Origin of the sequence: Acinetobacter johnsonii, from assembly GCF_048551975.1 — a bacterium.
In the GTDB taxonomy this organism is placed as follows: domain Bacteria; phylum Pseudomonadota; class Gammaproteobacteria; order Pseudomonadales; family Moraxellaceae; genus Acinetobacter; species Acinetobacter johnsonii_A.
The window spans coordinates 25,885-49,400 of the sequence record NZ_JBIMCF010000008.1; the positions used below are offsets into that span (position 1 = coordinate 25,885).

At 39.5% G+C, this 23,516-nt stretch carries 23 protein-coding genes and 3 pseudogenes; 16 read left to right on the top strand and 10 right to left on the bottom strand.

The window, feature by feature from the left end; translation table 11 throughout:
* Positions 1-67: 67 nt before the first annotated feature.
* From ACG9ZB_RS08395 to ACG9ZB_RS08425, 7 genes and pseudogenes are all read left to right on the top strand, one after another.
* Positions 68-1,264 (top strand): alkane 1-monooxygenase, encoded by a 1,197-nt coding sequence (locus ACG9ZB_RS08395; RefSeq protein ID WP_419325324.1) that lies wholly within the window; start codon positions 68-70, stop codon positions 1,262-1,264.
* Between the two features lie 167 nt (positions 1,265-1,431).
* On the top strand, positions 1,432-1,899 hold the full coding sequence (ybaK, locus tag ACG9ZB_RS08400; RefSeq protein WP_419325325.1) for a Cys-tRNA(Pro) deacylase: 468 nt from the start codon (positions 1,432-1,434) through the stop codon (positions 1,897-1,899).
* 390 nt (positions 1,900-2,289) lie between these two features.
* Positions 2,290-2,784: pseudogene (locus tag ACG9ZB_RS08405) on the top strand (GNAT family N-acetyltransferase); the annotation flags it as partial.
* On the top strand, positions 2,781-3,161 hold the full coding sequence (locus tag ACG9ZB_RS08410; RefSeq protein ID WP_419325326.1) for a hypothetical protein: 381 nt from the start codon (positions 2,781-2,783) through the stop codon (positions 3,159-3,161). The pseudogene ACG9ZB_RS08405 and the gene ACG9ZB_RS08410, both read left to right, overlap by 4 nt.
* Positions 3,128-4,393 carry an MFS transporter gene (locus ACG9ZB_RS08415; RefSeq protein ID WP_419325327.1) on the top strand — a complete coding sequence of 422 codons (1,266 nt, stop codon included), beginning with the start codon at positions 3,128-3,130 and terminating at the stop codon, positions 4,391-4,393. Before ACG9ZB_RS08410 ends, ACG9ZB_RS08415 begins: the two co-directional genes overlap by 34 nt.
* A gap of 29 nt (positions 4,394-4,422) precedes the next feature.
* Positions 4,423-6,687, top strand: a complete 2,265-nt coding sequence (locus ACG9ZB_RS08420) for a TonB-dependent receptor (RefSeq protein WP_419325328.1) — start codon at positions 4,423-4,425, stop codon at positions 6,685-6,687.
* 76 nt (positions 6,688-6,763) lie between these two features.
* Positions 6,764-7,984, top strand: a pseudogene (locus ACG9ZB_RS08425) (MFS transporter).
* Positions 7,985-8,003: 19 nt separating this feature from the next.
* Here ACG9ZB_RS08425 and ACG9ZB_RS08430 read toward each other — a convergent pair.
* Both ACG9ZB_RS08430 and ACG9ZB_RS08435 read right to left on the bottom strand, forming a co-directional pair.
* A complete protein-coding gene (locus tag ACG9ZB_RS08430; protein ID WP_004693320.1) occupies positions 8,004-8,705 on the bottom strand; it encodes an LrgB family protein in 702 nt (233 codons plus the stop codon).
* A gap of 9 nt (positions 8,706-8,714) precedes the next feature.
* Positions 8,715-9,131, bottom strand: a complete 417-nt coding sequence (locus ACG9ZB_RS08435) for a CidA/LrgA family protein (RefSeq protein ID WP_419325329.1) — start codon at positions 9,129-9,131, stop codon at positions 8,715-8,717.
* A 100-nt stretch (positions 9,132-9,231) separates the two neighbouring features.
* Between ACG9ZB_RS08435 and ACG9ZB_RS08440 the strand changes: the two genes are divergently transcribed.
* The 3 genes from ACG9ZB_RS08440 (at position 9,232) to ACG9ZB_RS08450 (ending at position 13,101) form a co-directional block, all read left to right on the top strand.
* On the top strand, positions 9,232-10,131 hold the full coding sequence (locus ACG9ZB_RS08440) for a LysR substrate-binding domain-containing protein (RefSeq protein ID WP_419325330.1): 900 nt from the start codon (positions 9,232-9,234) through the stop codon (positions 10,129-10,131).
* A 205-nt stretch (positions 10,132-10,336) separates the two neighbouring features.
* On the top strand, positions 10,337-12,478 hold the full coding sequence (mtlD, locus tag ACG9ZB_RS08445; protein WP_419325331.1) for a bifunctional mannitol-1-phosphate dehydrogenase/phosphatase: 2,142 nt from the start codon (positions 10,337-10,339) through the stop codon (positions 12,476-12,478).
* 134 nt (positions 12,479-12,612) lie between these two features.
* On the top strand, positions 12,613-13,101 hold the full coding sequence (locus tag ACG9ZB_RS08450; RefSeq protein ID WP_419325332.1) for a winged helix-turn-helix transcriptional regulator: 489 nt from the start codon (positions 12,613-12,615) through the stop codon (positions 13,099-13,101).
* Positions 13,102-13,103: 2 nt separating this feature from the next.
* Here ACG9ZB_RS08450 and ACG9ZB_RS08455 read toward each other — a convergent pair whose 3' ends face one another.
* The 5 genes from ACG9ZB_RS08455 to ACG9ZB_RS08475 all read right to left on the bottom strand — a co-directional run bounded on the left by ACG9ZB_RS08455 (position 13,104) and on the right by ACG9ZB_RS08475 (position 15,559).
* The gene (locus ACG9ZB_RS08455) at positions 13,104-13,415 is read right to left on the bottom strand and encodes a TusE/DsrC/DsvC family sulfur relay protein (protein WP_004979945.1); all 312 of its coding nucleotides are present in this window, start codon (positions 13,413-13,415) and stop codon (positions 13,104-13,106) included.
* Between the two features lie 14 nt (positions 13,416-13,429).
* Positions 13,430-13,711 carry a DsrH/TusB family sulfur metabolism protein gene (locus tag ACG9ZB_RS08460; RefSeq protein WP_419325333.1) on the bottom strand — a complete coding sequence of 94 codons (282 nt, stop codon included), beginning with the start codon at positions 13,709-13,711 and terminating at the stop codon, positions 13,430-13,432.
* A gap of 10 nt (positions 13,712-13,721) precedes the next feature.
* A complete protein-coding gene (locus ACG9ZB_RS08465; protein ID WP_348928302.1) occupies positions 13,722-14,072 on the bottom strand; it encodes a hypothetical protein in 351 nt (116 codons plus the stop codon).
* Positions 14,073-14,116: 44 nt separating this feature from the next.
* On the bottom strand, positions 14,117-14,485 hold the full coding sequence (tusD, locus tag ACG9ZB_RS08470; RefSeq protein WP_348928304.1) for a sulfurtransferase complex subunit TusD: 369 nt from the start codon (positions 14,483-14,485) through the stop codon (positions 14,117-14,119).
* A 141-nt stretch (positions 14,486-14,626) separates the two neighbouring features.
* Positions 14,627-15,559 carry an IS5-like element ISAba12 family transposase gene (locus ACG9ZB_RS08475; protein ID WP_419325334.1) on the bottom strand — a complete coding sequence of 311 codons (933 nt, stop codon included), beginning with the start codon at positions 15,557-15,559 and terminating at the stop codon, positions 14,627-14,629.
* Between the two features lie 577 nt (positions 15,560-16,136).
* Here ACG9ZB_RS08475 and ACG9ZB_RS08480 point away from each other — a divergent pair.
* A complete protein-coding gene (locus ACG9ZB_RS08480) occupies positions 16,137-16,340 on the top strand; it encodes an acyl-CoA thioesterase (protein ID WP_419325335.1) in 204 nt (67 codons plus the stop codon).
* A gap of 472 nt (positions 16,341-16,812) precedes the next feature.
* Here ACG9ZB_RS08480 and ACG9ZB_RS08485 read toward each other — a convergent pair whose 3' ends face one another.
* Entirely contained in the window at positions 16,813-17,313 is a 501-nt protein-coding gene (locus ACG9ZB_RS08485) for a ricin-type beta-trefoil lectin domain protein (protein WP_419325336.1), read from the bottom strand.
* Positions 17,314-17,832: 519 nt separating this feature from the next.
* On the opposite strand from ACG9ZB_RS08485, the gene ACG9ZB_RS08490 reads away from it, so the two are divergent.
* The 4 genes from ACG9ZB_RS08490 (at position 17,833) to ACG9ZB_RS08505 (ending at position 21,735) form a co-directional block, all read left to right on the top strand.
* Positions 17,833-18,840 carry an NAD-dependent epimerase/dehydratase family protein gene (locus ACG9ZB_RS08490; RefSeq protein WP_419325337.1) on the top strand — a complete coding sequence of 336 codons (1,008 nt, stop codon included), beginning with the start codon at positions 17,833-17,835 and terminating at the stop codon, positions 18,838-18,840.
* A 111-nt stretch (positions 18,841-18,951) separates the two neighbouring features.
* On the top strand, positions 18,952-20,346 hold the full coding sequence (fumC, locus tag ACG9ZB_RS08495; RefSeq protein WP_419325338.1) for a class II fumarate hydratase: 1,395 nt from the start codon (positions 18,952-18,954) through the stop codon (positions 20,344-20,346).
* A gap of 107 nt (positions 20,347-20,453) precedes the next feature.
* Positions 20,454-20,945 carry a hypothetical protein gene (locus tag ACG9ZB_RS08500; RefSeq protein ID WP_419325339.1) on the top strand — a complete coding sequence of 164 codons (492 nt, stop codon included), beginning with the start codon at positions 20,454-20,456 and terminating at the stop codon, positions 20,943-20,945.
* 187 nt (positions 20,946-21,132) lie between these two features.
* On the top strand, positions 21,133-21,735 hold the full coding sequence (locus ACG9ZB_RS08505; protein WP_419325340.1) for a nitroreductase family protein: 603 nt from the start codon (positions 21,133-21,135) through the stop codon (positions 21,733-21,735).
* A 58-nt stretch (positions 21,736-21,793) separates the two neighbouring features.
* On the opposite strand, the pseudogene ACG9ZB_RS08510 reads toward ACG9ZB_RS08505, so the two are convergent.
* Positions 21,794-22,318 (bottom strand): annotated as a pseudogene (locus tag ACG9ZB_RS08510) (thermonuclease family protein).
* Here ACG9ZB_RS08510 and ACG9ZB_RS08515 point away from each other — a divergent pair.
* Positions 22,247-22,420, top strand: coding sequence for a hypothetical protein (locus ACG9ZB_RS08515; protein WP_419325399.1), 174 nt, complete (start codon positions 22,247-22,249; stop codon positions 22,418-22,420). The pseudogene ACG9ZB_RS08510 and the gene ACG9ZB_RS08515 sit on opposite strands and share 72 nt — an antisense overlap.
* A 164-nt stretch (positions 22,421-22,584) precedes the next feature.
* On the opposite strand, the gene ACG9ZB_RS08520 is transcribed toward ACG9ZB_RS08515, so the two are convergent.
* Complete coding sequence (locus tag ACG9ZB_RS08520; RefSeq protein ID WP_279733850.1) at positions 22,585-23,502, bottom strand: LysR family transcriptional regulator; 918 nt, start codon at positions 23,500-23,502, stop codon at positions 22,585-22,587.
* Between the last annotated feature and the right edge of the window lie 14 nt (positions 23,503-23,516).

Consider the following 23,516-nt stretch of genomic DNA (forward strand, 5'->3'; position numbering starts at 1 on the left):
AGCAACTGTTCTTTATGACCCATTTCTAGAAATATAAAGGCATAACAAGAAAATTGGAAGAATGGTAATGAATGCATCAGTGAAAATGACGAATTCTAGCGTGGTCGTCAAAAATGCAGCAGGGATCGATAACAAGCGTTTTGGCTGGTTATTGAGTCCTGGGCTTCCTGTGATTGGCATGGGTATTTTAGCGGGCTATCATTTTGGCCCGAAACCCACCAAGAAAATTTTCGCTTTGGGTGGACCGTTGCTACTGCATGTCATTATACCTGCGGTAGATGGTCTGGTCGGTGCAGATGAAAATAATCCTTCAGATGATGAAATTAAGGTCTTGGTAAATGACCCGTACTATGACCGTATTGTGAAATTGTTCATTCCGCTACAAATGGCAGCCAACCTGTTTGCAGGTTATGTGGTGACTCGCCAAAATGTATCGATGCTCGACCAAATATTATTGGGTGTTTCCATGGGGGCAATTAATGGAGTAGCAGTAAATACAGCACATGAGCTGTGCCATCGTCCTAAAAAATCAGATCATTATTGGTCACACATGACTTTAGCGCCGTTGGTCTATAACCATTTCCGCATTGAGCACCCTTATGGGCATCATAAACGTGCTGCAACGCCAGAAGATCCTGCTTCATCGAAAATGGGCGAGACTTTTTATGAGTTTTGGCCACGCACCGTTTTCGGTGGGCTAAAGTCGGGTGTTGAAATTGAACATAAACGCCTAAAACGAAAAGGTCTGTCTTTCTTCTCCAAAGAAAATGAACTGTTTCATGGATGGGCGATGAGTGCTGGTTTTCATGCAGCCATGTTGAAATTGTTTGGTAAAAAAGTGACGCCATATCTGGTGACACAAGCATTTTATGGCGTGAGTCTGTTTGAAATTATTAATTATATTGAACACTATGGTTTAAAGCGTAGCCAAAAGGAAGATGGCAGCTACGCGCGAACCATGCCAGAACACAGCTGGAATAATAACAACATTGTGACTAACTTATTCTTATACCAGTTACAACGCCATTCAGATCATCATGCCTATCCAACCCGCCCATTTCAGGCCTTAAGGCATTTTGATGAAGCCCCAGAGCTACCGAGTGGTTATGCTACCATGTTAATTCCAGCGTTAATTCCAAAGCTGTGGTTTAAAATGATGGATCAACGAGTGTTTGATCACTACGAAGGTGATTTGACCAAGGCCAATATCTTGCCAAAGCGCCGTGCTCTAATCTTTAAGAAATTTGGATTATGTGCTGACTAAACTGCGATATTTCAGCGATAACAAGTTGCATACATAATTGACATCGAATTTACAGTCATTGATTCGTTGAGTGCCTGTAAGTTCGATGATCATGATAGTCGTAGCGCTAAACTTTCTTTTTGAATAGGCATATAATGCCGAGTATGTTGTGAAAATATTGAACAGAAATGACACCTGCAACCAAACTTTTAAAAGCCAATAAAATCGATTTTTCTATTCATGAATATGAACATGATGCCAATGCAAAAAGCTTTGGGCTTGAAGCCGCAGAAAAATTAAATCTACGTGTCGAAGAGGTGTTTAAAACACTGTTGGTGACTGACGAAAAAAACTATTTTGTTGCGATTCTTCCTGTACATCATCAGTTAAACTTGAAAAAAGTTGCACAGGCAGTGGGGGCAAAAAAACTAAAAATGTCCGACCCTAAAGATGCAGAACGACTGACAGGTTATTTGGTTGGTGGGATTAGTCCTGTTGGACAGAAAAAAAGGTTAAAAACCGTGATTGACCAAAGCGCAGTACAGTTGGAAAAACTCTATGTCAGTGGGGGGAAGCGCGGCTTAGATATCGGTTTAAAACCGCAGGATTTAGCAAAATTGCTTTCAGCCACTTTTGCTGATGTACTGGATCAATAAAGAGCAGTGACGTCTTCGCTGCTTTATTTATCTATATTAATTTAGTCTTAAGCTCTTTTTAGTATTAATTTCAGTATAAATGAAAGCCCATTTAGGTGACGGAATGGGCTTTTCCTTGTGAAATATAGGGAAATTTTATAGTTCGAATCAATTATAAATTCATAAACTATCATTTAAAGCTATGGTGTGATTTCGTATAGGCTTTATTAGAAAAACTGATTAAATTTTTAAAAGTATTAAAAAACAATAATATATGTTGGTTTAGTGGGTGTATCTTCAAAAATAAACAAAATTGCAAATATTAATGGTAATAATTATCATTAATATTATTTTGCAGCGTTGGCTAACGTGAACACCTTTAAGAAACATAATTACATGAAATGAGCTTGGAATAAGTCTGAAATTGATCTCACGGTGTATTTTGAAAAAATGCTGGCCGATGACCATCACCGTTTGTTGATCGTTGGGGGGGATGGGTAGGATGTCGGCTATACCGAAATCTATGAAGGCAAGCGTGACCGTCTAGGGCGTTATTACGATGGTGATGATTTAGACCTCGGTTGGCATTTATTGTTTGGTGAAAAGTCGGCTTTTGGTAAAGGCTACTTGCGTCCAGTGATGTGGCTATTAGGTTTCTATATTTTTGAAAATGCACTCTCCGACAAAATTGTCGGGGAGCCTGACCACACCGTTAAACCTTATGCCGTAGTAGTGGAAGAAATGTGCTATGAGGCGCAGCGCTTGATCCCGATGCCTGAAAAAACGGCCATGTTGTATTGTTGCTTTAAACAAAAATTCTATGAAAAATTTGGAGGGTATTTAACTGATTCAAATGCATTTATGCAAAACCATAACCCACTCAATAGGACTGAGGAACTTACATGAGCTATAGCTCAGAACATATACAAATCATGGACATGCGCTTTTCAGCGCATGTCACTGTCGCCGAATTTGAACAATGGCTCAGCCAAATTGAACGTTTTTTCTTAAAGAAACAAAACTTTGCTTTGGTCATGCAAACCGACGTTGGTACGGAATTTCCGGAAGAATATCGTCAACTGCAAGCGGCTTGGTACAAAACATACAAACAGCTTTTTTTTCAATATTGTTTGGGTTTAGTCCGAATCGCACAAGACCCGGCAGATCAACAACGACTGAATACACCCGCACTGCATGCTGCGTGGCGGGTGCCTTATTACGTCACGCTTGATCATTCTGATGCACTGCAATGGGCCGTGCAGAGGTGGATATGCAAAACCTAAATACACAAAGAGCAACAAGCCAAATCTCAGCTTTGAGCCTAGCCGTTGTTATTGTTTTATATCTGGCGCATGCCTTGCCTTTGTATTTTTACAATGTGGCATTACCCGCTATTTTGCGACATCAGGGGGTAGACTTACGTTGGATTGGAATGTTGTCACTGCTTTATATTCCATGGGCTTTTAAATTTTTATGGGCACCACTGATTGACCGACTCTATATCAAGAAGTTAGGGAAACGAAAAACATGGCTGCTCTTTACACAAGTAGCCCTAGTACTTGGGGTATTGGCCTTGGCATTTACCCAGTTCTCTTATGGGCTGGTGGTGTTTATTGTGATTGGCTTGTGGATTTCAAGCTTTGCGGCGACTCAAGACATTGCCATAGATGGTTATACCGTAGAAACCTTTTCAGCGTCTGAGTACCATCTAGGCAGTATGGCACAAAGTATTGGGGTCGCTTTGGGGAGTATGTTGGGTGGTGCAGCGACATTATGGCTATACCAATATTACGGTTGGGAAAGCGCATTAGTGTGTTTAGCACTCATGACAGCATTGACCATGTTTGCTGTTTTTTATATTCAAGAAAATGCAAACGAACAGACGAATATCGCTAAACAAGCCCCAAGCTTAATCCGTGCTTTTAAACGACCAGAGATTCTATCTGCCTTGGCACTGATCCTGTGTTATCGCGTGGTTGAAGCACCGGCAATGGCGATGCTCAATCCAATGCTGATTGACCAGAAATGGACGCTTGCCCAAATTGGGGTACTGATGTCTGTGATTGGAGCTGGTGTTGGTTTGTTGGCTGCTGTGAGTGCCGCATTTTTATTGAAAAAAATTCAGGCTACACAGTTGCTCATTTGGGCGGGGTGGTGCCGAACAGCGTTGTATGGGGTGATTGGTGTAGCCATTATTTTGGGTTGGTTAAACCAGTGGCATTTGCTCTTGGGGGGATTTGTCATTGTCATGCTTGCGATTCGTTATGTCGCGATGACTTCGTTATATGCCTATTTCATGCAAAGCAGTTCTAAAGAACAGGCAGGCACTGATTTCACCATTTTAGTGTGTTTTGAACTGTTGGTTTATTTCATCGGGGGAGCCACATCGGGCTTTTTAGCCAAATCACTTGGCTATGGCAATTTTTATATGGTATTGACGGTTGCGTCTGTGGTCAGTGTACTACTGAGCCAATACATCATTTCACGTCATCAAAAAACTCAACAAAACTTTTGAATCAAGAAATTTAATAAAAGGAAAAAGATATGAGCCGTTTTATGTTACCTATGCAGTTGACTTGTTTAACACTTGCTGTATGTACACAATTGTATGCACAAGATAATGTCACTACAACATTAGATAGCCAAACAAGCCGTGTTGAAGCTAAACAAAAAGAAGCTACACAACTGGCACCGATTGTGATGACAGCAACTCGTTCTGCAAAGAGCATTGCGGATATTGCGGGGACAGTTTATAGCATTGATCAAGCTGAAATTGAAAAACAGGCCAATGCAGGAAAGAGTATTGCAGATATCTTGGGAATGTTAGTTCCATCTCTGACACCGAGTAGTGGAACGACCTCAAACTATGGTATGACCATGCGCGGTCGTGTAGTGCAATACATGATTGATGGTGTACCGCAAACAGGTTATCGCGATGGTTCACGTCAGTTAAATAGCATTCAACCGTCTATGATTGAGCGTATTGAAGTGGTTTCAGGAGCAACCAGTATTTATGGCTCGGGAGCAACAGGCGGGATTATTAATATTATTACCAAACGTGGTGGCCAAGACCCGATTAGCTTTGAAACTAAAGTTGGGATGACTGCGGGAAATAACTTTAAATCAGATGCTATGGCCTATGAAGCATCACAAAGTGTCTTATTTAATCAAGGTGTATTGCAAGGTGCTTTCGGTGCAAGTTACACCACTCGCGGTGAAATTCAGGATAGCCATGGCAATCGCATAGGACCTGAGGTTGCGCAGACTGACCGCCAAGATACGGACACATTGGACCTCAATGGCCGTTTGACGTGGAATATTTCAGATGAACAAAGTTTAAGTTTTGGTGCACAATATTTTAATGATCAACAAGACAGTGAGTATGGACCTGACTATGGTCCAAATTTAGCTTATGTAAAACGAGACCCGACCTATACAGCCAGCCTTGCTGCAGTTAAAGGCATGCAACTTGAGACTCAACCTCAAACTGAACGCTATGCGTTTAATACACAATATGAAAATCAAAATGTATTGGGTCATACCTTAAATGCCGAAGCGTATTATCGTAACGAACAGGCACGTTGGTTTCCTTCAGCCCAAGCAATGGGTGGCGGTTTATACCTCGTTTATCAATCGGAAACAGATATTGATGTGTACGGTGCGCGTGTTGCTTTGCAGAAACAGTTTGATTTAAATGGTCGGAAGTTGGGACTCAGCTATGGTATTGACTATGAAAATGAACAAGATGAACAAAATATTCAAATGTACGATAGTGCTGCATTTGTGGCTAGTAACGGTCTAAATTATAAGCCTTTTAATTATTATGCTTTTGGGCCAGATGTCGAAACAGAAAAGTTGGGTACCTTCATTCAAACAGACTTTGATGTGATAGATCGCTTAGGCTTAAAAGCAGGGGTGCGTTATGAACGTGTAGAAAGCCAAGTTGATGAATCAACGCCTTATTTAGAGGCAATTACCGCTGACTTGCAACCAGGCTACCAAGCCAAGACTTTAAATGGCGGTAAGGTAAAGCATGATGCGACATTATTTAATTTGGGCGCGCTTTATCACTTAACAGATGCTCAACAAATTTTTGCAAACTTTTCTCAAGGATCAAATTTACCTGATATTCAACGTATGCTTCGTGATGTACCCGCAAGTTTTACTGTGAATAGTCAAACTATTGATCCAATTAAAGTCAATAACTATGAGCTGGGATGGCGTGTACAAGCTGCAAACGGTTTAAATGCGAGTGTCACCACTTTCTATAATGACTCAGATAAAAGTTTAAAATTTGGCCGTCCCAACTACACGATTGAAGTACTAGATACCGATGAACGCGTTTATGGTATTGAAGGAAATCTGTCATATCGACTACAGCCAAATTGGATAGTGGGTGGAACCATGGCTTACACCCGCGGACAATTTAAAAATACCGCAGGAAAGTGGCAAGAGCTAGATGCAATCCGTGTTGCACCACTGAAAGGTACAGCATTTTCTGAGTGGCAGTTTAACAATGACATGAGCCTGCGTGTTCAAGCTCTTGCTATCGGTGGTACAGATAAAGCCAAAAAAGATGCTGTAAAGTATGGTTCAACGGTTCCTGCTGAAATTAAAGGCTTTGCAACAATGGACGTCATAGCCAATGCAAAAGCAGGTCCTGGTACTGTGGGCTTTGGTGTGTATAACGTTTGGAATGCGGACTACAAATCAGTCTATAGTCAAGCTGTGGAGTCAGTTTATGGTGCTATTTCAAGCTTAGCAGCTCAAGGTCGAACCTATGGTTTGAGCTACACATTAAAATACTAATTGCACAACTAGAGGTAGCTTTCAGCTACCTCTTTGCTTTGTAATCTCGCCATTAAGAAATGGTTTCAATAATAAAATCAATAGCAATAACAAAATCTTTATTGCAGGCAGCCTTGCCAATGGCGCTTGTTTTTCGATGATTTTACCTTTACTTGCACCGTTTATTCGGCAACTGGGACTGACGGAACTGCAAGGTGGAGCGTTGGTTTCGGCTGGTGGTTTGGTGATGGCTATCTCAGCTATTTATATTTCTAAACAAACTCAAAAATTCATCATTTATCAATTGTTAAGTATCGGTTTTATCGGTATGGCGATCGCTTGGGGCTTATTTGCGGCGGTACTCAGCTATGGACTGAGTTATGCCATGTCATTTATTGTTTAGCTTACTGATATTGACCCGTGCCAGTACTGGCTTTTTTATGGCGATGCCACAAATTGCGCTGCAAAGTTATGTCATGACGGCTTTTCACAGTGAACAGGAACGTAGCCAGAATATGGCAAAGTTTGGCGCGCTGAATAGCCTAGGCGTGGTGATAGGTCCTTTAGCGACGACATTATTGCTGACATGGAGAATGTTGACACCGTTATGGGGCCCAGTGGCTATTCTAACGGCTATGGCGGCTTGGATTGTACTAGGCTTTCAAGGGAAGCAAGCGTTACATACACAAGAACGAGATGAAACCACGGCTAAATTACAAGACGTGTCTACAGAAAAGCTGCAATGGTCAAAGTTAGGGATTTGGTTGTTGCTGGGTTTTAGCTTATATGTTGCGATTGTCACCCTGAATTTAACCGCTGGTTTTTATATCCAAGATCGATTCCATTTCGATACCTATCAGAGTGCAATGTATTTTTCTCAGTGTTCATTGATTGTGGGGATAGCGCTCGTTTTGATGCAATTGGCGATTTCAAAACGCTTTAAATGATCAATTAAACAATTACTTTGGATTGGTCTTGTGACGATGGTTTTAGGTTTATTACTTTCACTGAGTGCTAGTCAGATTTGGACTTTCCAAGCGGCTTATCTTTTTTATGGTATCGGCGTGGCTTGTTTAATTCCAGCTTTTACCACAGAGGCAGCCCAAACCGCACCAACCATGCTACAAACTAAAATTGCCAGTTTATGCACAGCTACGCAAGCACTGAGTTTCGTTTTGCACCTTTACTAAGTACAGGCTTATATCAGTGGAATTAGCATTTACCTTATTGTTTTTTATTGGTATTGATGATGGCGCTGATGTTGTACTTCAGCTTTAAACACATACAAACCAACAAGGATCTCAGTAGTGTGGCATGAGATCCTTTATCGAAGAGGATTAACCAAGAAGATAAACGACAGCGTGAATTAAACTTGGGCCAAACAGCACCATGAAAATACCGGCCAAAACCATACTGAGGCAGGCCGCGACACCTTCTTCTTTATGACGTTTGAACGCGGTACTGGTACCAAAACCATGTGCGGCACTACCCAAGGATGCACCTTGAGCAAATTTAGAATCCAATTTTAGAACAAGTAATACGGTGTTGGCCAAGAGTCCACCAACGATCCCCGTAATCACAGTGAATAAAATCACCAGCTCGACTGAGCCTCCGACGGCTTGAGTGACTTCCATGGCAAAAGGGGTAGAGATAGAGCGGCTCATCAAACTATAACTGGTTGCAGCATCGAAATGGAATAAACGTGCCAAGTAAAAAGAGCTGACTACGCCAACCAACATACCTACGATAATGCCCAAAGCAATCGAAAAAGCATGCTGTTGAATGACTTTGCGATATTCATAGATCGGGATGGCAAACGCCACCGTTGCAGGGCCTAACATCCAGACTAACCATTTGCTGTAGTACATATAGTTGTCATACTGAATGTTGAAAAACACTAGACACAAAATAATCAGACAGGGAATAAAAACCGCTGGTGAGAGCAATACATACGGGTGTTTCTGATAAAACTTTTTACCCCAAAGATAGGCCAGTACCGTTCCGATAAAACAGATCAAGGCAACGAAATGAATATGCATGATCGTTCCTTAAATTTGACTTTTCAGCTGATGTGACTGCTTGTGCTTTTTTTGAAACTTGGCCTCAAGCTTAAAGCCCAAGAAAACACAGTAGGCAGTGCAGGTCATCACGCAAATGGTTCCAAGTACAATAGATAAAACCAGTTGCCAACCTTGGGTAATAAAAAGATGTTTATATTTAATTAACCCAATAATACAAGGAATAAAAAACAACAACAGTTCAGCTAAAAGTAAATCCGAACCCGACTTAATCCAGTCCAGCTTAAATACACCCGCTAACAGAGAAATAAGTAAAAGCGTTAGACCTACGACCCCACCTGATATTGGTAAAGACATGGCGACTTGTATCAGCGTTCCGAGATACCAAATCCCAATCAGCAAACCTACTTGAAGAGTAGAACGATAAGGCAATTTGAACGAACGCATTGTAAGACCACAGGGTATAAGTTGTTGGTGTTATTTTAAGTTTGACCTGATCGTGTAATTATGAATAATAAAATAATAATTATGCTTAATTGGAATAATTTTGGATTTTAAAGCGCTAAAAATATTTGTGCAGCTGGTGAAAAGTCACAGTTTTAGTATTGCTGCGGAGGAACTATCTGTGACTCAACCCACTATTAGTAAATCTTTAAAACAGTTAGAAGACGAGATAGGACTGCCTCTATTTCATAAAGGCGAGGCAGGGCGTAAGCGAGAAGTCAAACTGACCTATATGGGAGAGCAAGTCTATTTACATGCTGTGCAGATTTTGCAGCAGGAGCAACAGATCTTTGAAGCTGCAGATCAAATTCGTGGGTTGAAACAAGGTGTGCTGAGATTGGGTTTACCACCTTTAGGCTCAGTATTGTTGAGTTCCTTAATTGTTAAATTTCACAAATTGTATCCCAACATTGAGTTGAACTTTTTAGAAGTCGGTGCAACAGGCATTGAAGAAGCCATTTTGGCCAAAAAAATTGACGTTGGGATTTTATTGGGCGAGTTAAAACCCAGCATTCAAGGCATTCAAATTATCGATTCACCTTTGTGTTTGCTTTCTAACTACGATTCACAGTGGAGAAAGCGCGATGTGGTGCAGTTTGCTGAACTTCAAGAAGAGTCATTTTTACTGTATGCAGACACCTTTACTTTAAACCATGTGATTCTAGATGCGGCGATGGCGGCTGGTTTTGAACCCAAAGTGTTATGCAAAAGTAGCCAGTGGGACTTTATTGCCAAAATGGTCGAGTCAGGTGTCGGTATTGCTTTATTGCCGCAAATTTATTGTGAGCAGTTAGATCGCGCAAAATTCAGTGTCAGTTTAGTGGAACAACCTAGCTTGAGGTGGAACTTAAATATGGCATGGAATTCAACCGTAGTGATGAATCCTGCAACTCGTGCATGGTTATCGATCGTTGATGAATATAAAGATCAAATTCATTTTTAGATAGTTCATCTTCAGACACGCTTTATTAAAAAATGATCACTCTGGTTATGTTTTGATTACCTATTGTTACCTTACGTTTACAAAAAAATGTCTAAATACTAATTTATTGATTAATAAGTAAACAAAAATGTTTCATAAAATCAGATCAGAGTCTCTGTGCCCGATTTTTGTATAGTCTAAGTGCAAACATAAAAACGGAGGCTAAATGTTCAAATTTAAGAATGATATTGTGCACGGTGCGCTTTTTGACATGGATGGAACAATGTTTGATACCGAACGTTTACGGTTTCAAACCTTGAAACAGGCATCCAAAGAGCTAATTGGGGTCGAGTTTTCAGATGCCTACCTTATGGCATGTTTAGGCTTAAGCGCCCGAAGTGCGGAAGCCTTGGCGCAAAAGCAATATGGGCAGGAAGTTCCCTATGCAGAGATTCGTAAACGGGCAGATGAATTAGAATTAGAAACAGTGCGCCAATATGGTGTGCCGATTAAAAAAGGTTTGGTACAAGTTCTAGAACGCTTACGTAAAGCAGGATTACGTATGGCCGTGGCGACTTCTAGCCGAAGAGCGATTGCTGAAGAGTATTTAATCAATGCCAATGTTTATAAATTTTTTGATGTTTTGGTCTGTGGTGATGAGGTTGAAAAGGGAAAACCACATCCTGAAATTTTCTTAAGTGCAGCACAAAAACTAAACCTTGAACCAGCGCAGTGTTTCATGTTTGAAGACTCTGAAAATGGTATCCGCTCGGCACATGATGCTGGGGGCATCTGTGTACTGTTCAAAGATATTAAAGAACCCAATGCAAGCATGTTGGCACATGCCAATTATTATTTTGAAAATATGTATGACTATCTAACGGAATTAGATATCTACAGCTCACATCTGGAAATGCCCAACTTACAAGAAAGCTTTCCTCAAACTTTAAATCAACTCACTGTTGGAATTCACGGATTTGGCGCCATTGGCGGAGGCTATATTACACAAATCTTGTCGCATTGGGATGGCTATACGCGTCCTAAAAAAATCTATGCGTCTACACGTAACAGTTTATACCGTTCTGCCGTAAATGCTTTTGGCGCATATTGCATACGTTATGGGCAAGTGTCTTATGATGAGCGTATTGAAAATATGCATATTATTGATGCTGAAGACTTACAGCAGATGCATGCCATGTACGTCGAGTCGAGTTTAATTGCGATTTGTTTAGCTGAAAATGCATTAGCCAGTGAAGCTGCAACCATTGCACAGGGCCTCTATGCACGCTATCTGGCGCAAGATGAGCAAGTTCAAACTCCAATGACGCTGTTAATTATCTTAAATAAAATTGGTGCCAAGCAGTTGGTTCTAGAACAGGTACGTAAAGCCTTGGTAGAATTAACAGACCATGCTGTTGCTGATTTTATTTTAGAGCAGCACTATTTCTGCGATACGGTTGTGAACCGTATGGTATCTAAGCTGAGCGATAAAAATCTATATCGTCAACTGTGCATTAAATACAATATTTTTAAGCAATATCAACTTGATGACGAGAGTAATCAAATTGAAATTGAAGATGTCAGTAAACTGAGTGCGGAACAAGAGCGCCGTGCCAGTGAATATGTAGAAGATTTAAGACAAAATTTTCAACCGAGTCATATTTTACAACATATGGATTTAATTCTATTCAATGCTGAAATGGATATGCCGATCTATGTGGAAAACAAAAGTCCCTTACTTAGTAAAATGCGTCAAATGATCTTGGTAGATCAAATTTCAGATATTCAGCTCATTAAAAACCGCTTATGGAATGGCGTACATGCCATGACTGCGTGGTATGCCAGCCTACTCGGGCATCAGACTATTGGTGTGGCGATGGGCGATCCGCGAGTGCAGTATTATGTTGAAAAACTGCTTGCAGAAGTAACGCAGGGTCTGACGCATTACCTGCCAAAACGCAAAAATGATTTAACGCGTTTAGCCCGAAGTTTTGATCAATCTTGCCAGTATGCGTATAAAGACCCATGTCGTCGGGTTGGGCGTGATCCACTGCGTAAGTTGAGTGCATTTGAACGTGTATTTTCATCGGTCGCGTACAATGTCTCGCATGGATTTTCTTTTGAAGCACTATTAAGTGGTGCGATCTTTGGCTATTTGTATTTGATGGAAGAAGAGAACCAACCCATGGATGTATTGTTAGGACATCTGAAGCAGCAACTTCAACAGATGAACCTGTCAAAAGCGCACAAAAAAGCGCTGTATTATGTCATTCAAAAACGTATCAATGAATATCAAAATGGTGAGTTGGGAATGGAAGACTTTATGATCCCTGACCAACCTCAAAAGGCTGAAATGAGCTGTGCTTAAGTCTTCATGATATTCAGATCTCTTTGAGCCGTCTTAAATGTTAAAACACCATAAGAAAGGCTTGATAAAAAGAGCTTTTCTTATGGTCTTAAATCTTTTAACGTTAGACCTAAGAGAGACTTGGTTTTTTTACAATGAAATGGGATGAGATCGGGGAACAACCGTGTTCAATTGCACGAACGCTGTCGGTGATTGGCGATCGGTGGACGATGTTGATTTTACGAAATGCATTCTTGGGTGCACGCCGTTTTGAAAGTTTTCAACAAAACTTAGGTGTCACTCGACATGTGCTTTCTGAGCGTTTAAAGCGTTTGGTTGAACATAAAATTTTGGAGAAAAGACCCTATACAGATCGCCAAGAGCGCTTTGAATATTGTCTGACTGAAAAAGGTCTGGCTTTATACCCAGTGCTGATGTCCATGGCAACATGGGCCGATCAATGGATGGACGAGGGTTTAGGTCGTCCCGTGCAATTTATTCATAAAACCTGCGGGCATAGCATTCAGCCACATTTGGTTTGTAATGAATGTGGTGATGCCATACATGCCAAAGACATCAAAGCGATACCGACACAGGTTTATGTCGATGCTTTAGCTGTTCAATCAGACGTTAAACAAGCTTAAGTTTATAAACAGTTTGCAGGTTTTGGCACGCCTGCCAAACGACTCAGATGACGCGCTACAAGCCCAGTATTAAACTTTTCTTGCAGTATGGCATTATTGATGTCTGCACTGACTGTTTTCATTAAAAACTTAATTAGTGGACGTGTTGCAGGTGAGTGTCCAAACTGTTGGTAAAACTGACGCACTGCCATGAGGATTTCAAAGTGCCAATCGGTCAATTCAAGTTCTAAAGATTTTGCTAACTCTTTTGCAACTTCTTGATTCCAAATGGTGTAATCGACTAAATGACCATCTTGGTCTAATTCTAAATTCATCTAAACACTCAAAACTATTTCAAACTGATACAACGACTATGGTTTAAGGATAGCTCAGCAAACCTAGTATAGCTGATGGTTTCTAAATTACTCGGATGGACAGCAGCAATATTTTCAGCATCCTGTTCAAGCACAAATACACAAGCTAACTGCTGAATAAAAGTATGATCTATATAAAGTGCTGCATCGCCCATTAAAACCACATCATCCCCTGATTGATAGAGGTTTTGTAATTTACTCAGTGCTTGTTCCGTCGCGGAAAATGGAGACTGCACGAGATAAAGTGTTTTGCTCATAGCTGGCTCCTTACCAATATAATACATGGTCAAACTGTTGTATTAAATTGGCATTAAGTTCAACATATTCGATTTCTTGCTCGGTTTGTTGAACAAAAGCAGAAGCTTGATTGTTGGTTTCAATCCAAATCGGGCTTAAGTCATAAAACTCAAAGCTATCAACCATGTTTGAAGCCAGTTTAAACGCATGTTTTAAGGGTTCAAATGATTGAGCATTGTTTAATAAGCTGAGTGCAGCATCTTGTAATAAGACTTTGACTTCACAGCCAAAAGTTGCAAGAACCATGGTTGCAGAGAGGCTTTCATGCACTTGCAAAGAGTTCAAATTGGCTTCGGTTAAAATAACCAGTACAGATTTCACACAATATACCTTTTAAAAGCAACAAATTCTTGAAAACTGAGCACTTAGAATTGAATTAAGCGCTCTGCAGACTGAACAGCATCGGCCAGTTCCCCTAGGCCTACCAAGTCAAAACCTGTCGCAAGATTATGCTGTGCTAACTGATGACGCTGTGCATTTTCGGCATCGGTAATTCCTCGGGCCAAAGCTGCACTTACACAAACGGGTAGACGAATGGCGAGTTTTTGCCACTCGGAACATAGATTCCGTTGGTCGTCAGGTACCCATTGCAGGGCATTGGCAACTTGAACAGCATCTTGGTAGAAAAACACTCGAAAGGGTTCATTTTTCGCTTTCAATGCTTGTGCTAAACCTAAAGCATGCCATGCATGAATTGAACTCGGTGCGGAGGTAATTAGTAATAAAGTACTCATCAAACTTCACTAGAGGAATGTCCAAACCTTGCTTGGTACATTCGGACTTCATAATAAAAAGGTAGTATACAATGATTTTAGGTGGTATCGGCTTTGTTGCACAAAGATTTGAAATGCAAAGCGCCCCTAATTGAGCCAAATTTAAGGCCTAACTTGGGTAAGTGGTCGACCTAATTCCGTAAATCTGTTAAGGACTGCTACACGTGCATGGATCTCATTCACTTGGCTATCAAAACTCCTTGCACTGAGTTTATCTCCTAATAATTTGATGCAATGCATCTTAGTTTCAACCAAACTTCGCCGATGATAGCCTGACCATTTTTTCCATAATGTCCTGCCTAAACGTTTAATTGTTCGAAGTAATTCATTTCGCTCTAGCGAGCTACTCTTTGTATCTTTCCATGGTTTCGCATTTTTTCTAGGTGGAATCACCGCATGCGCTTGCCGATCTGCAATGACCTGACGGCATTGCTTGGTGTCATAAGCTCCATCGGTATAAACAGAGTTAATCTGCTCATCTTGTGGAATCTGATTAAGTAAATCACCAAGCACCTGTGAATCACTGACATTATTGGTTGTAAGCTGAACTGCTCGTATTTGTAGGGTTTTAGCATCTATACCAATATGAAGTTTACGCCATTTGCGACGATATTCAGGTCCATGTTTCTTGCGTTTCCATTCGCCCTCACCTAGAAACTTCATGCCTGTAGAGTCCATGAGTAGATGCAGCCCATCGCTACTTTTTTGGTAGCTGATTACAATATCAATATGCTTTTGTCTTCTACAAAGCGTGGTGTAATCTGGAGCTATCCAATTTAATCCGCAAAGTTTAATCAGACTTTGCACAAAGCCAGTGACCATACGTAAAGACAGACGGAATAAGGATTTAATCATTAAGCAGCATTGGATGGCTGCGTCGGAGTAGGTTTGATTTCGCCCTTGTTTGCCTTTTGATGGCGCATACCATTGCGTAGCAGGATCAAACCAAATGGCAATATTTCCGCGACTCATGAGTGCTCGGTTATATGCGGGCCAATTGGTTGTGCGGTAGATTTTGTGTGTAGGCTTCTTCATTTGAAAATTATATCGCTGAAAAACCCTTTACAGATAGATTTGTGCAACAAAGCCGGTTAGATGTCGTTATAGATCATTTAACTAAGTAAATCGATTGATACTGGGAAAGACGAGAATTACAACAAATGCTCACAGAAATGTTTTATGTATAAGCAATATCGATGCTCGTATGGCGGTTCTTTTATTCCTAGTGGTTTGTATTGCATGTCGCCACCCAGATTTCAATTAAAGTTAATTCATAAAATATTGATTTATTCTTAATTCATTTTTTTCACAAAAAATTCACGAATAATTATGCATGATTGCTGCTAGAAACAGCTGTAGTTTCAGAATGAACTTCCAAGGTCCTTAGTTTAAGCCCACATCAATCTACTGCTGATGTGGGCTTTTTTTGCATGGAGAAAAGTAATGCTTCGATTGTTAATGTGTTTATTTGGCCTTCATGGTGCAATTGAGATCGATTATACAATCAACCATGAAGAAATTAATGTCTGCCGAGAATGCTTGAAGGAAGTTAAAAGCTAGAGCAATTTATGCTACTTTTTCACCTTACTGAACATGTGTATAATTTTATCTTATGAGAAGACATCGTAAAAAATCTGAGCACATAACGTCAAATTGGACAACAGAACAAGACTGTTTCTTAATTGAAAATAGTTCTATGTTGATTGATGACCTTAAGGAGCACCTACCTTTCACTGAAGATGAAATTCTTAATCGAAAAGAGGTGCTTGGACTTACAAGAAGACAAAAGCAACTGCGTAAATTTTTAAGCACTTAGACACTTATTTAACAACTACACTTTTTGGGTATAATTTCTTACATATCTATGACTGTAAATTGTGAGAAATGTATTATTTCGGTGTTGATAAATATTTCAATTGTGAGAGTATAAAAAAAGAACAATAAAGGGAGGAAAGTATGGCTTCACAAGATGTGCTTGTAATCTCGGTTTCTGCTTTTGTCCTTACATTAATTATTTATGAGTTTGGGCAAATGTCGATGTTGTTTTAAGCGAACCACCTTCGGGTGGTTTTTTAATGGGCGAAATTTATGAATGCAGACGACTATTTCCAGAAAACTAAAAAGCGCCCACCTAAAATCAAACCACACTCTATAGCTAAATTCGGCTTTGTTGCAAAAACACCTGACACTATGATTTTATTATGTTTATTTTTTATTAAAATTCTATAAAACCCGTTAAAAATCAGCATTTTGCAAAAATATTTATGTAACAAAGCCGGTAAATCTCTTTATAGTAAAGGAGTAATAGTGAACTTCTGGCCAAGATTATTACTGCAGGTATACATCTTCATTTTGCCATTATAGATATCTAGACATTTACCGCTATCTTGACTACGAATACGGTAACCATCAAAAAACCATTTTTGATTTGGTTGGTTATTACACTGGTATGCAATAACTTGAGCACCATCATTTTTATTTGCGCCAGATACGTCTAAGCATTTTCCTTGTACTGTTATGCTTTTATCTTCATGATAGACCAGCTTCTGATTAGATGTATTTTGGCAACGTGAAGCTAAAAGCTCTCTTTCATTGAAAGGACTAAGCTCTAAACAGCGATTATCGTAGGTACGAATTTTTACCTCTTTAAACCGATCAAGAGGTGCATTAATTGGATAATCTATAGTGGTGGTTACGTCCTTATTTACAACGACTGGTACAGGATATTCAACAACAATACATGCTGTTAAAAAAGCACATGGACTAATTAAAAGTATAGATTTAAGCATTTGATTTTCAAATTTATATGAAGAATAAATATAATATATTTTAAAAATATGTATTAAAAATGGATTAATAAAAAAACATTACCTTTATGTATAAAAATTGCACATTTAATACTGCAAGTAAAGTGCTTTCAAAGTTGGATTGTGAGAGGAGAATGTTAAGGGCTTATCAGGGTATGTTTTAACAAATTTGGTAGAGAAAGCTGTCTTATAGTCTTCCTGAGAATTTCTGTATTTCTTTAAACTCAAAAACTAGAGAGGTTACGCAATCAAATTAAAGCTTCACAATTTATCTAACAAATTTTTTCTTTTCATAAACGATATACAGTACATAGCTACAACTGTAACACATGCGGTATTCCGAACCTTTAAAATGATGGTATAGTGCTCTTGCAGATTGGCCGACTCAAGAGAATTTTGAGTCGGTTTTTTGCGTTTAATATCTGTGGATAAGTCATTTTAAACACCATAAATACACCAATAAAACGCAACTTGCTGATTATTATAGGGAGTATGTATACAATGATTTTAGTGACTGGTGGTTTAGGCTTTATAGGCTCTCATATTGCTTTGAGCTTTATGGCGCATGGGCAAGAGGTCATTATTGTAGACAATTTATCCAATGCGAACTTACAAACTCTTGAACGATTAGAATTTATTAGCGGCATGTACGTGCCTTTTGTCAAAATTGATATACGAAATACGCCTGCTTTAAACAAAGTTTTTGAGCAGTATTCCATCGACGCAGTGGTGCATGCAGCAAGTTTTAAATCACTTGAAGAATCTGTACTGAAGCCTTTGGAATACTATAATGATAATGTCAGTTGTATCATGAGTTTACTGCGTGCCATGCAGCGCACAGGTGTACGCACTTTGGTTCATCTTTCCAGTCTTGCGGTCTATGGTGAATCCAGCCTACATTTAGAAGAAGATTTGGAGCTGAATTTCGGCTATCCAAACCCGTATATCAAGTCGCAGCAAATGGTCGAAGAAATTATTCGAGATACAGCAAAAACGGATAATGAATGGAAAATTGCAATTTTAAGAATGGGCAATGTCGCTGGTGCATTTGAAAATGCGATGCTCGGAGAATTGTTCCCGCCTTTACCGAAAAATATTATTCCACTGTTGATGCAAGTCGCCGGAAAACAGCGTGATCACATTGAACTTAGAAAAAGTGCACAAACCACAGACCATACCGTAGAGCGTAGTTTTTTACATATCCTCGACGCATGTGATGCGATTGCCGCTTCGTTACAATGGTTAAGTACTCAACAATTTGCCTGTGAAGCTTTTAATATTGCAGGTCAAAGTGTGTCGATACAGCAATTGATTGAAAAAGTTGAAAATGTGACGCAAAGTGATATTGCGACAGTCGATGTGAAGGATTCGAACATCGTAGAATTAGATCAGGTCGCAGCCGAGTGTAGTAAAGCGAACAAGGTTTTACACTGGAAAGCGAAGCGCAGTTTAGAACAAACCCTTGAAGATGGATGGCATTTCTACCAACAAAGTTTAAATGGCGGTTAATTAATTTAATGATAACAATTATCATTTACATATTTTTGCTTAATCATTAAGATAAGGAAAACAAGCGCAAAATAATCATTTTGTAATTCACTTAAAAAGGAAGAGGTTAAAATGCAAACACGTATTGAACATGACACGATGGGCGAAGTTGAAGTACCTAGTGAAGCACTTTGGGGTGCTCAAACTCAGCGTAGTTTGCAAAACTTTAAAATTGGTAATGAACGTCTACCACGTCCAATGATTCGTGCCATGGGCTTAGTGAAAAAAGCAGCAGCATTGACCAATGCTGAGCTCAACCAAATTCCACAAGAATTGGCGCAATACATCGTCGGTGCAGCGGATGAAGTGATTGCAGGGCAGTGGGATAGTCAGTTTCCTTTAGTGGTATGGCAAACTGGTTCAGGCACACAAAGCAACATGAACTGTAATGAAGTGATTGCCAATATAGCCAATCAGAAACTCGGCAATCCTTTAGGCGCGCAAAAACCTGTACACCCGAATGATCACGTGAACCGTGCTCAGTCAACCAATGACTCGTTCCCAACGGCGATTCATGTCGCAGCAAGTATTCAAATCAATGAATTACTGATTCCTGCGCTTACCCATCTTCGAGATACTTTAGAGGCAAAGTCTCAAGCATTTGCTGACATCGTCAAAATTGGGCGAACACATTTACAAGATGCGACACCCTTAACCTTAGGCCAAGAATTTAGCGGTTATGTTTCTCAGCTCGATCACGGCTTAAAGCGTTTACAACAAGCACTTTCAGGTTTGTATGAACTACCTTTAGGTGGAACCGCTGTAGGTACAGGGTTGAACGCTCATCCTGATTATGCAGAAAAATCAGCGCAGCAACTGGCACAGTTGACTGGACTACCTTTTGTGACTGCACCAAATAAATTTGAAGCATTGGCTGGGCGTGATGCAGCAGTGTTTGCTTCAGGTGCATTAAAAACGCTTGCGGTAAGCTTGAACAAAATTGCCAATGACATTCGTTGGTTGGCAAGTGGTCCACGTTGTGGTTTTGGCGAGTTACGTATTCCTGAAAATGAACCAGGCTCAAGTATTATGCCTGGGAAAGTGAATCCGACTCAAAGTGAAGCGATGACCATGGTGGTGGCTCAAGTCTTAGGCAATGACACCACGATTAATGTTGCGGGTGCATCAGGTAACTTTGAATTGAATGTATTCATGCCAGTGATTGCGTTTAATTTGTTGCAGTCTATTCAGCTTTTGGGTGACGTGTGTAATAGCTTTAATGATCACTGTGCAGTGGGTATTGAGCCAAACCGCGAAAAGATTGACCATTTCTTACATGACTCATTGATGTTAGTCACGGCTTTAAACCCAGTGATTGGCTATGAAAATGCAGCGAAAGTTGCCAAAACAGCGTATAAAGAAGGCAAAACCCTAAAACAAGTGGCTGTGGAGTTGAACTTGGTCACCGCTGAGCAGTTTGATGAAGTTGTACGTCCAGAGCAAATGATTTCCCCAAATGTAAAATAGCCCTTGGTAAAGATGCTCAACTAAAGAGCAAATGAACATCAGCGGTTTTTATCTTTGGGCGAAGTCGGTACAATGGTCGACTAAAGATAAACTGCTGATGAGTTGCCATGCTTGATATTTATTTGACAGATGTTCAGAAAAACGTGCAATTTAACGATTATCCAGGTGAACATCCTGTTAAATTTGTTTTAAATTTCAAAAAGATTTTCCCAAGTGTTATGGAGTTATTACTTCCTGTTCTACCTGAAAATGAAAATCTTGAAGAAATGACATGGGAATCGACCACGACTGACTTTGAACTTTTCAAACTGTTGTTGAGTGGTTGGGGCGTGATTGAGCTACGTTTAAACGCGATCAAACAGTTTAAAGATAAAGATTTTGCCGATGCTCTAGTGAAACGTGCACAACAAAAACGCAAAGACTTTGCAAAAGCGCAGCAACAGTTGAAAACAGTTGAACTCGATTATTTATTTATGCATGAGATTCATGCATTGATCGATGCAGAATTGGTTGAACTGGGTGAAAAGTTCTATTTACCCGTTCTTCGTGACTTATGGAAAAATAAAATTCCAACTCACGTCTTAGAAGCTAAATTTTAAGTCATTCAAAAAATCCTCCAAATGGAGGATTTTTTATATCGATAGCAAAACTATGTACTTGCGAGAACAAGAAAGTACTTAAACTGCATCTAAAGCACTAAATTTTATCATTTGGTCAAATGTTGGAATTAATATTGCTTGATACATTGGGTCATCATTCACAATATAACCGTAAGGATTTTATAATATGTCAAATCAGTTCATCGACTTAATCACAAAGCGTCGTACCATTTATGCCATTGGTAAAAAGGTCGAGCACAGCCCTGAATTTTTAACTGATTTGATTCAAACAGCCATTAAACAAAGCCCATCATCGTTCAATTCACAGTCATCTCGGGCGGTAATTTTATTTAATGCGGAACATGAAAAGTTTTGGACTTTTGTGGCTGAAAAACTGAAGTCTTACGCTAAAGATGAAGAAAGTGCGGCTAAAACAACGGCAAAAATGGCCAGTTTTGCAGCAGGTGTGGGAACAGTTTTATTTTTTGAAGATCTGGATGTAATTCAAAACCTACAAGAGCAATTTCCATCTTATGCTGAAAATTTCCCAGTATGGGCAGAGCATTCAACTGCAATAGCGCAGTTTGCAACTTGGACTGCATTGCATACCTTAGGTTTAGGTGCATCTTTACAGCATTACAATCCAATTGTAGATGAAGAAGTGCATGCTGAGTGGGATGTGCCTGCAAGTTGGAAACTGTGTGCACAACTGGTCTTTGGTTCGGTTGAGGGGGAAGCCAAAGAAAAAGGCTTTGTGGATGATGCTGTACGCTTTAAAGTCTTCAAATAATTAATGAAAAAGCCGCTTCATATGGAGCGGCTTTTTCGGCTTAGTTTTTACAGATCGGCTACTTCTTCATTTTTCGGTAGTCACTCGGGCGAATAGGGTGGGTGCCGCGCCATAAACCTTTCTTGTGCTTTTTCGCATGACTTTGTAAAGCATTCATATGTTTCAAATGCTTTTTATCCTTAATATAGTCCTCATAGACCCATGCTGCACCACGTTTGACCATCTCTTCATTCATACTTCTCCGAAAACGGTAGATTTCACCTACACAACGACCGTAACGGTCAATGTCTGTAATGCGAACACGAACCACTTTCCGATAAACCATTTTTTTGATTAAGCGTTTGGATTCAGGCCCATAGCTTTGAGTCGACTCAGGCGCATCAATATAGGCAAAGCGTAATTTGGTTTCAGAGCGTCAAAAGTTAAAGCGATAACATGTCAGTGTATCACCATCACTTATAGCCGTAATTCGACACCAATAGGTTTTACCTTTTTTAAAAGGATGAAGAAATTGGCTGAGAGCATTTTGTATTTTATAAAAAGTAAATACCAGTATCAGGCAAAGGACGAAGCCAATACCGATGAGCCAGCTATTGGACAGGTGATCAAACATAGAGGAGAGCAATGGAAAATAAAAATATCAAAAAGACATTGTATGGTAGATACATTATTTAAAATGCTTTAAGTGATCTCAAGTGTTTATTTTTAATAACAAAATAGATGTTTAATTGAACAAGTAAACTGGAACAAATTTTTAACGAAATAAAAAAGCCAATAGTCAGTCTATTTGCATAAACTTATAGTTCATTAAGAAATAGCCTAAGCAAATTTGTGAGATATAAAAATAGCCTAAGTAAAAATTTTATAAATTTCGTTTCTTAAAAAATGGTTTCTTTTATTATCCATTAAGTTTTTATGCCAATAAATTCCAATATTCATTTGCGGCAGTTGAACAGGAACATCAAAAATATTGAGTAGAGGTGAAACATGCAAATGGCTCAAAATATTTTGAGGAATCGTTAAAATTGCATTTGGATATTGCTCTAAAATTTGTAGCGCAGTGGAATAGTGCTGACAACGCAAAAAAACCTGCCTAGACAGTTGCTTACGATTTAAATGAATATCTTCAACCAAAACACCAGTACGCCGCGAAGATACACCAATATGCGGTGCAGCCAAATACAATTCAGCATTGATTTGCTGGAGCTGAGTACAAGCCACAAACTGGTCTTTGACTAGGCTCTCAAATTGAATTTTATCACCAAAATTTTGTTCCAAATCAATCACAAAATCAATTTGTTGAGAAACTAAATCGGCATCTACCGTTTTACGGTCAAGCTTGCTACTCATAAACTGAATACTTAGTCCAAGTTTCTGAAAGTGAGCGACTAGCTTTGGGAAAACAATCGGTTCGATTTCATCATGAATCGCAATTTTTAGGCTTTGAACCATGTTCGGGTCGAAGCTTTGCTGCTGCATAGAAATACTTTGAATCGCAATTAAAGCATTTTTAATAATTAGGTAATTTTGTTCTGCAAAAGGTGTTGGAAGCATTTGGCTGCCAGAGCGAACAAATAAATCATCCTTTAAATGGCTACGTAGACGCTGCAAGGCATGACTAGCAGCAGACTGCGTAATCGACAAGATTTGAGCTGCTTTTGAAATACTTTTTTGCTCATAAATCGCAATAAAAAGCGGGTATAAATTGATATCAATGCGATGAAAAAGTCCCATATCAATGGGTGACTTACTATGAATATTGTTCATGCTGATCTATAAAA

Excerpts from the sequence above, each read along its gene's own strand:
- ACG9ZB_RS08455 (WP_004979945.1), bottom strand. The coding sequence starts at position 13,415 with ATGAATTTAGAATTAGACCAAGATGGTCATTTAGTCGATTACACCATT.
- ACG9ZB_RS08410 (WP_419325326.1), top strand. The coding sequence starts at position 2,781 with ATGAGCTATAGCTCAGAACATATACAAATCATGGACATGCGCTTTTCA.
- fumC (WP_419325338.1), top strand. The coding sequence starts at position 18,952 with ATGCAAACACGTATTGAACATGACACGATGGGCGAAGTTGAAGTACCT.
- ACG9ZB_RS08420 (WP_419325328.1), top strand. The coding sequence starts at position 4,423 with ATGAGCCGTTTTATGTTACCTATGCAGTTGACTTGTTTAACACTTGCT.
- ACG9ZB_RS08490 (WP_419325337.1), top strand. The coding sequence starts at position 17,833 with ATGATTTTAGTGACTGGTGGTTTAGGCTTTATAGGCTCTCATATTGCT.
- ACG9ZB_RS08500 (WP_419325339.1), top strand. The coding sequence starts at position 20,454 with ATGCTTGATATTTATTTGACAGATGTTCAGAAAAACGTGCAATTTAAC.
- ACG9ZB_RS08430 (WP_004693320.1), bottom strand. The coding sequence starts at position 8,705 with ATGCATATTCATTTCGTTGCCTTGATCTGTTTTATCGGAACGGTACTG.
- ACG9ZB_RS08460 (WP_419325333.1), bottom strand. The coding sequence starts at position 13,711 with ATGAGCAAAACACTTTATCTCGTGCAGTCTCCATTTTCCGCGACGGAA.
- tusD (WP_348928304.1), bottom strand. The coding sequence starts at position 14,485 with ATGAGTACTTTATTACTAATTACCTCCGCACCGAGTTCAATTCATGCA.
- ACG9ZB_RS08480 (WP_419325335.1), top strand. The coding sequence starts at position 16,137 with ATGAGAAGACATCGTAAAAAATCTGAGCACATAACGTCAAATTGGACA.
- ACG9ZB_RS08485 (WP_419325336.1), bottom strand. The coding sequence starts at position 17,313 with ATGCTTAAATCTATACTTTTAATTAGTCCATGTGCTTTTTTAACAGCA.
- ACG9ZB_RS08475 (WP_419325334.1), bottom strand. The coding sequence starts at position 15,559 with ATGAAGAAGCCTACACACAAAATCTACCGCACAACCAATTGGCCCGCA.
- ACG9ZB_RS08520 (WP_279733850.1), bottom strand. The coding sequence starts at position 23,502 with ATGAACAATATTCATAGTAAGTCACCCATTGATATGGGACTTTTTCAT.
- ybaK (WP_419325325.1), top strand. The coding sequence starts at position 1,432 with ATGACACCTGCAACCAAACTTTTAAAAGCCAATAAAATCGATTTTTCT.
- ACG9ZB_RS08505 (WP_419325340.1), top strand. The coding sequence starts at position 21,133 with ATGTCAAATCAGTTCATCGACTTAATCACAAAGCGTCGTACCATTTAT.
- ACG9ZB_RS08415 (WP_419325327.1), top strand. The coding sequence starts at position 3,128 with ATGGGCCGTGCAGAGGTGGATATGCAAAACCTAAATACACAAAGAGCA.
- ACG9ZB_RS08395 (WP_419325324.1), top strand. The coding sequence starts at position 68 with ATGAATGCATCAGTGAAAATGACGAATTCTAGCGTGGTCGTCAAAAAT.
- ACG9ZB_RS08435 (WP_419325329.1), bottom strand. The coding sequence starts at position 9,131 with ATGCGTTCGTTCAAATTGCCTTATCGTTCTACTCTTCAAGTAGGTTTG.
- ACG9ZB_RS08450 (WP_419325332.1), top strand. The coding sequence starts at position 12,613 with ATGAAATGGGATGAGATCGGGGAACAACCGTGTTCAATTGCACGAACG.
- mtlD (WP_419325331.1), top strand. The coding sequence starts at position 10,337 with ATGTTCAAATTTAAGAATGATATTGTGCACGGTGCGCTTTTTGACATG.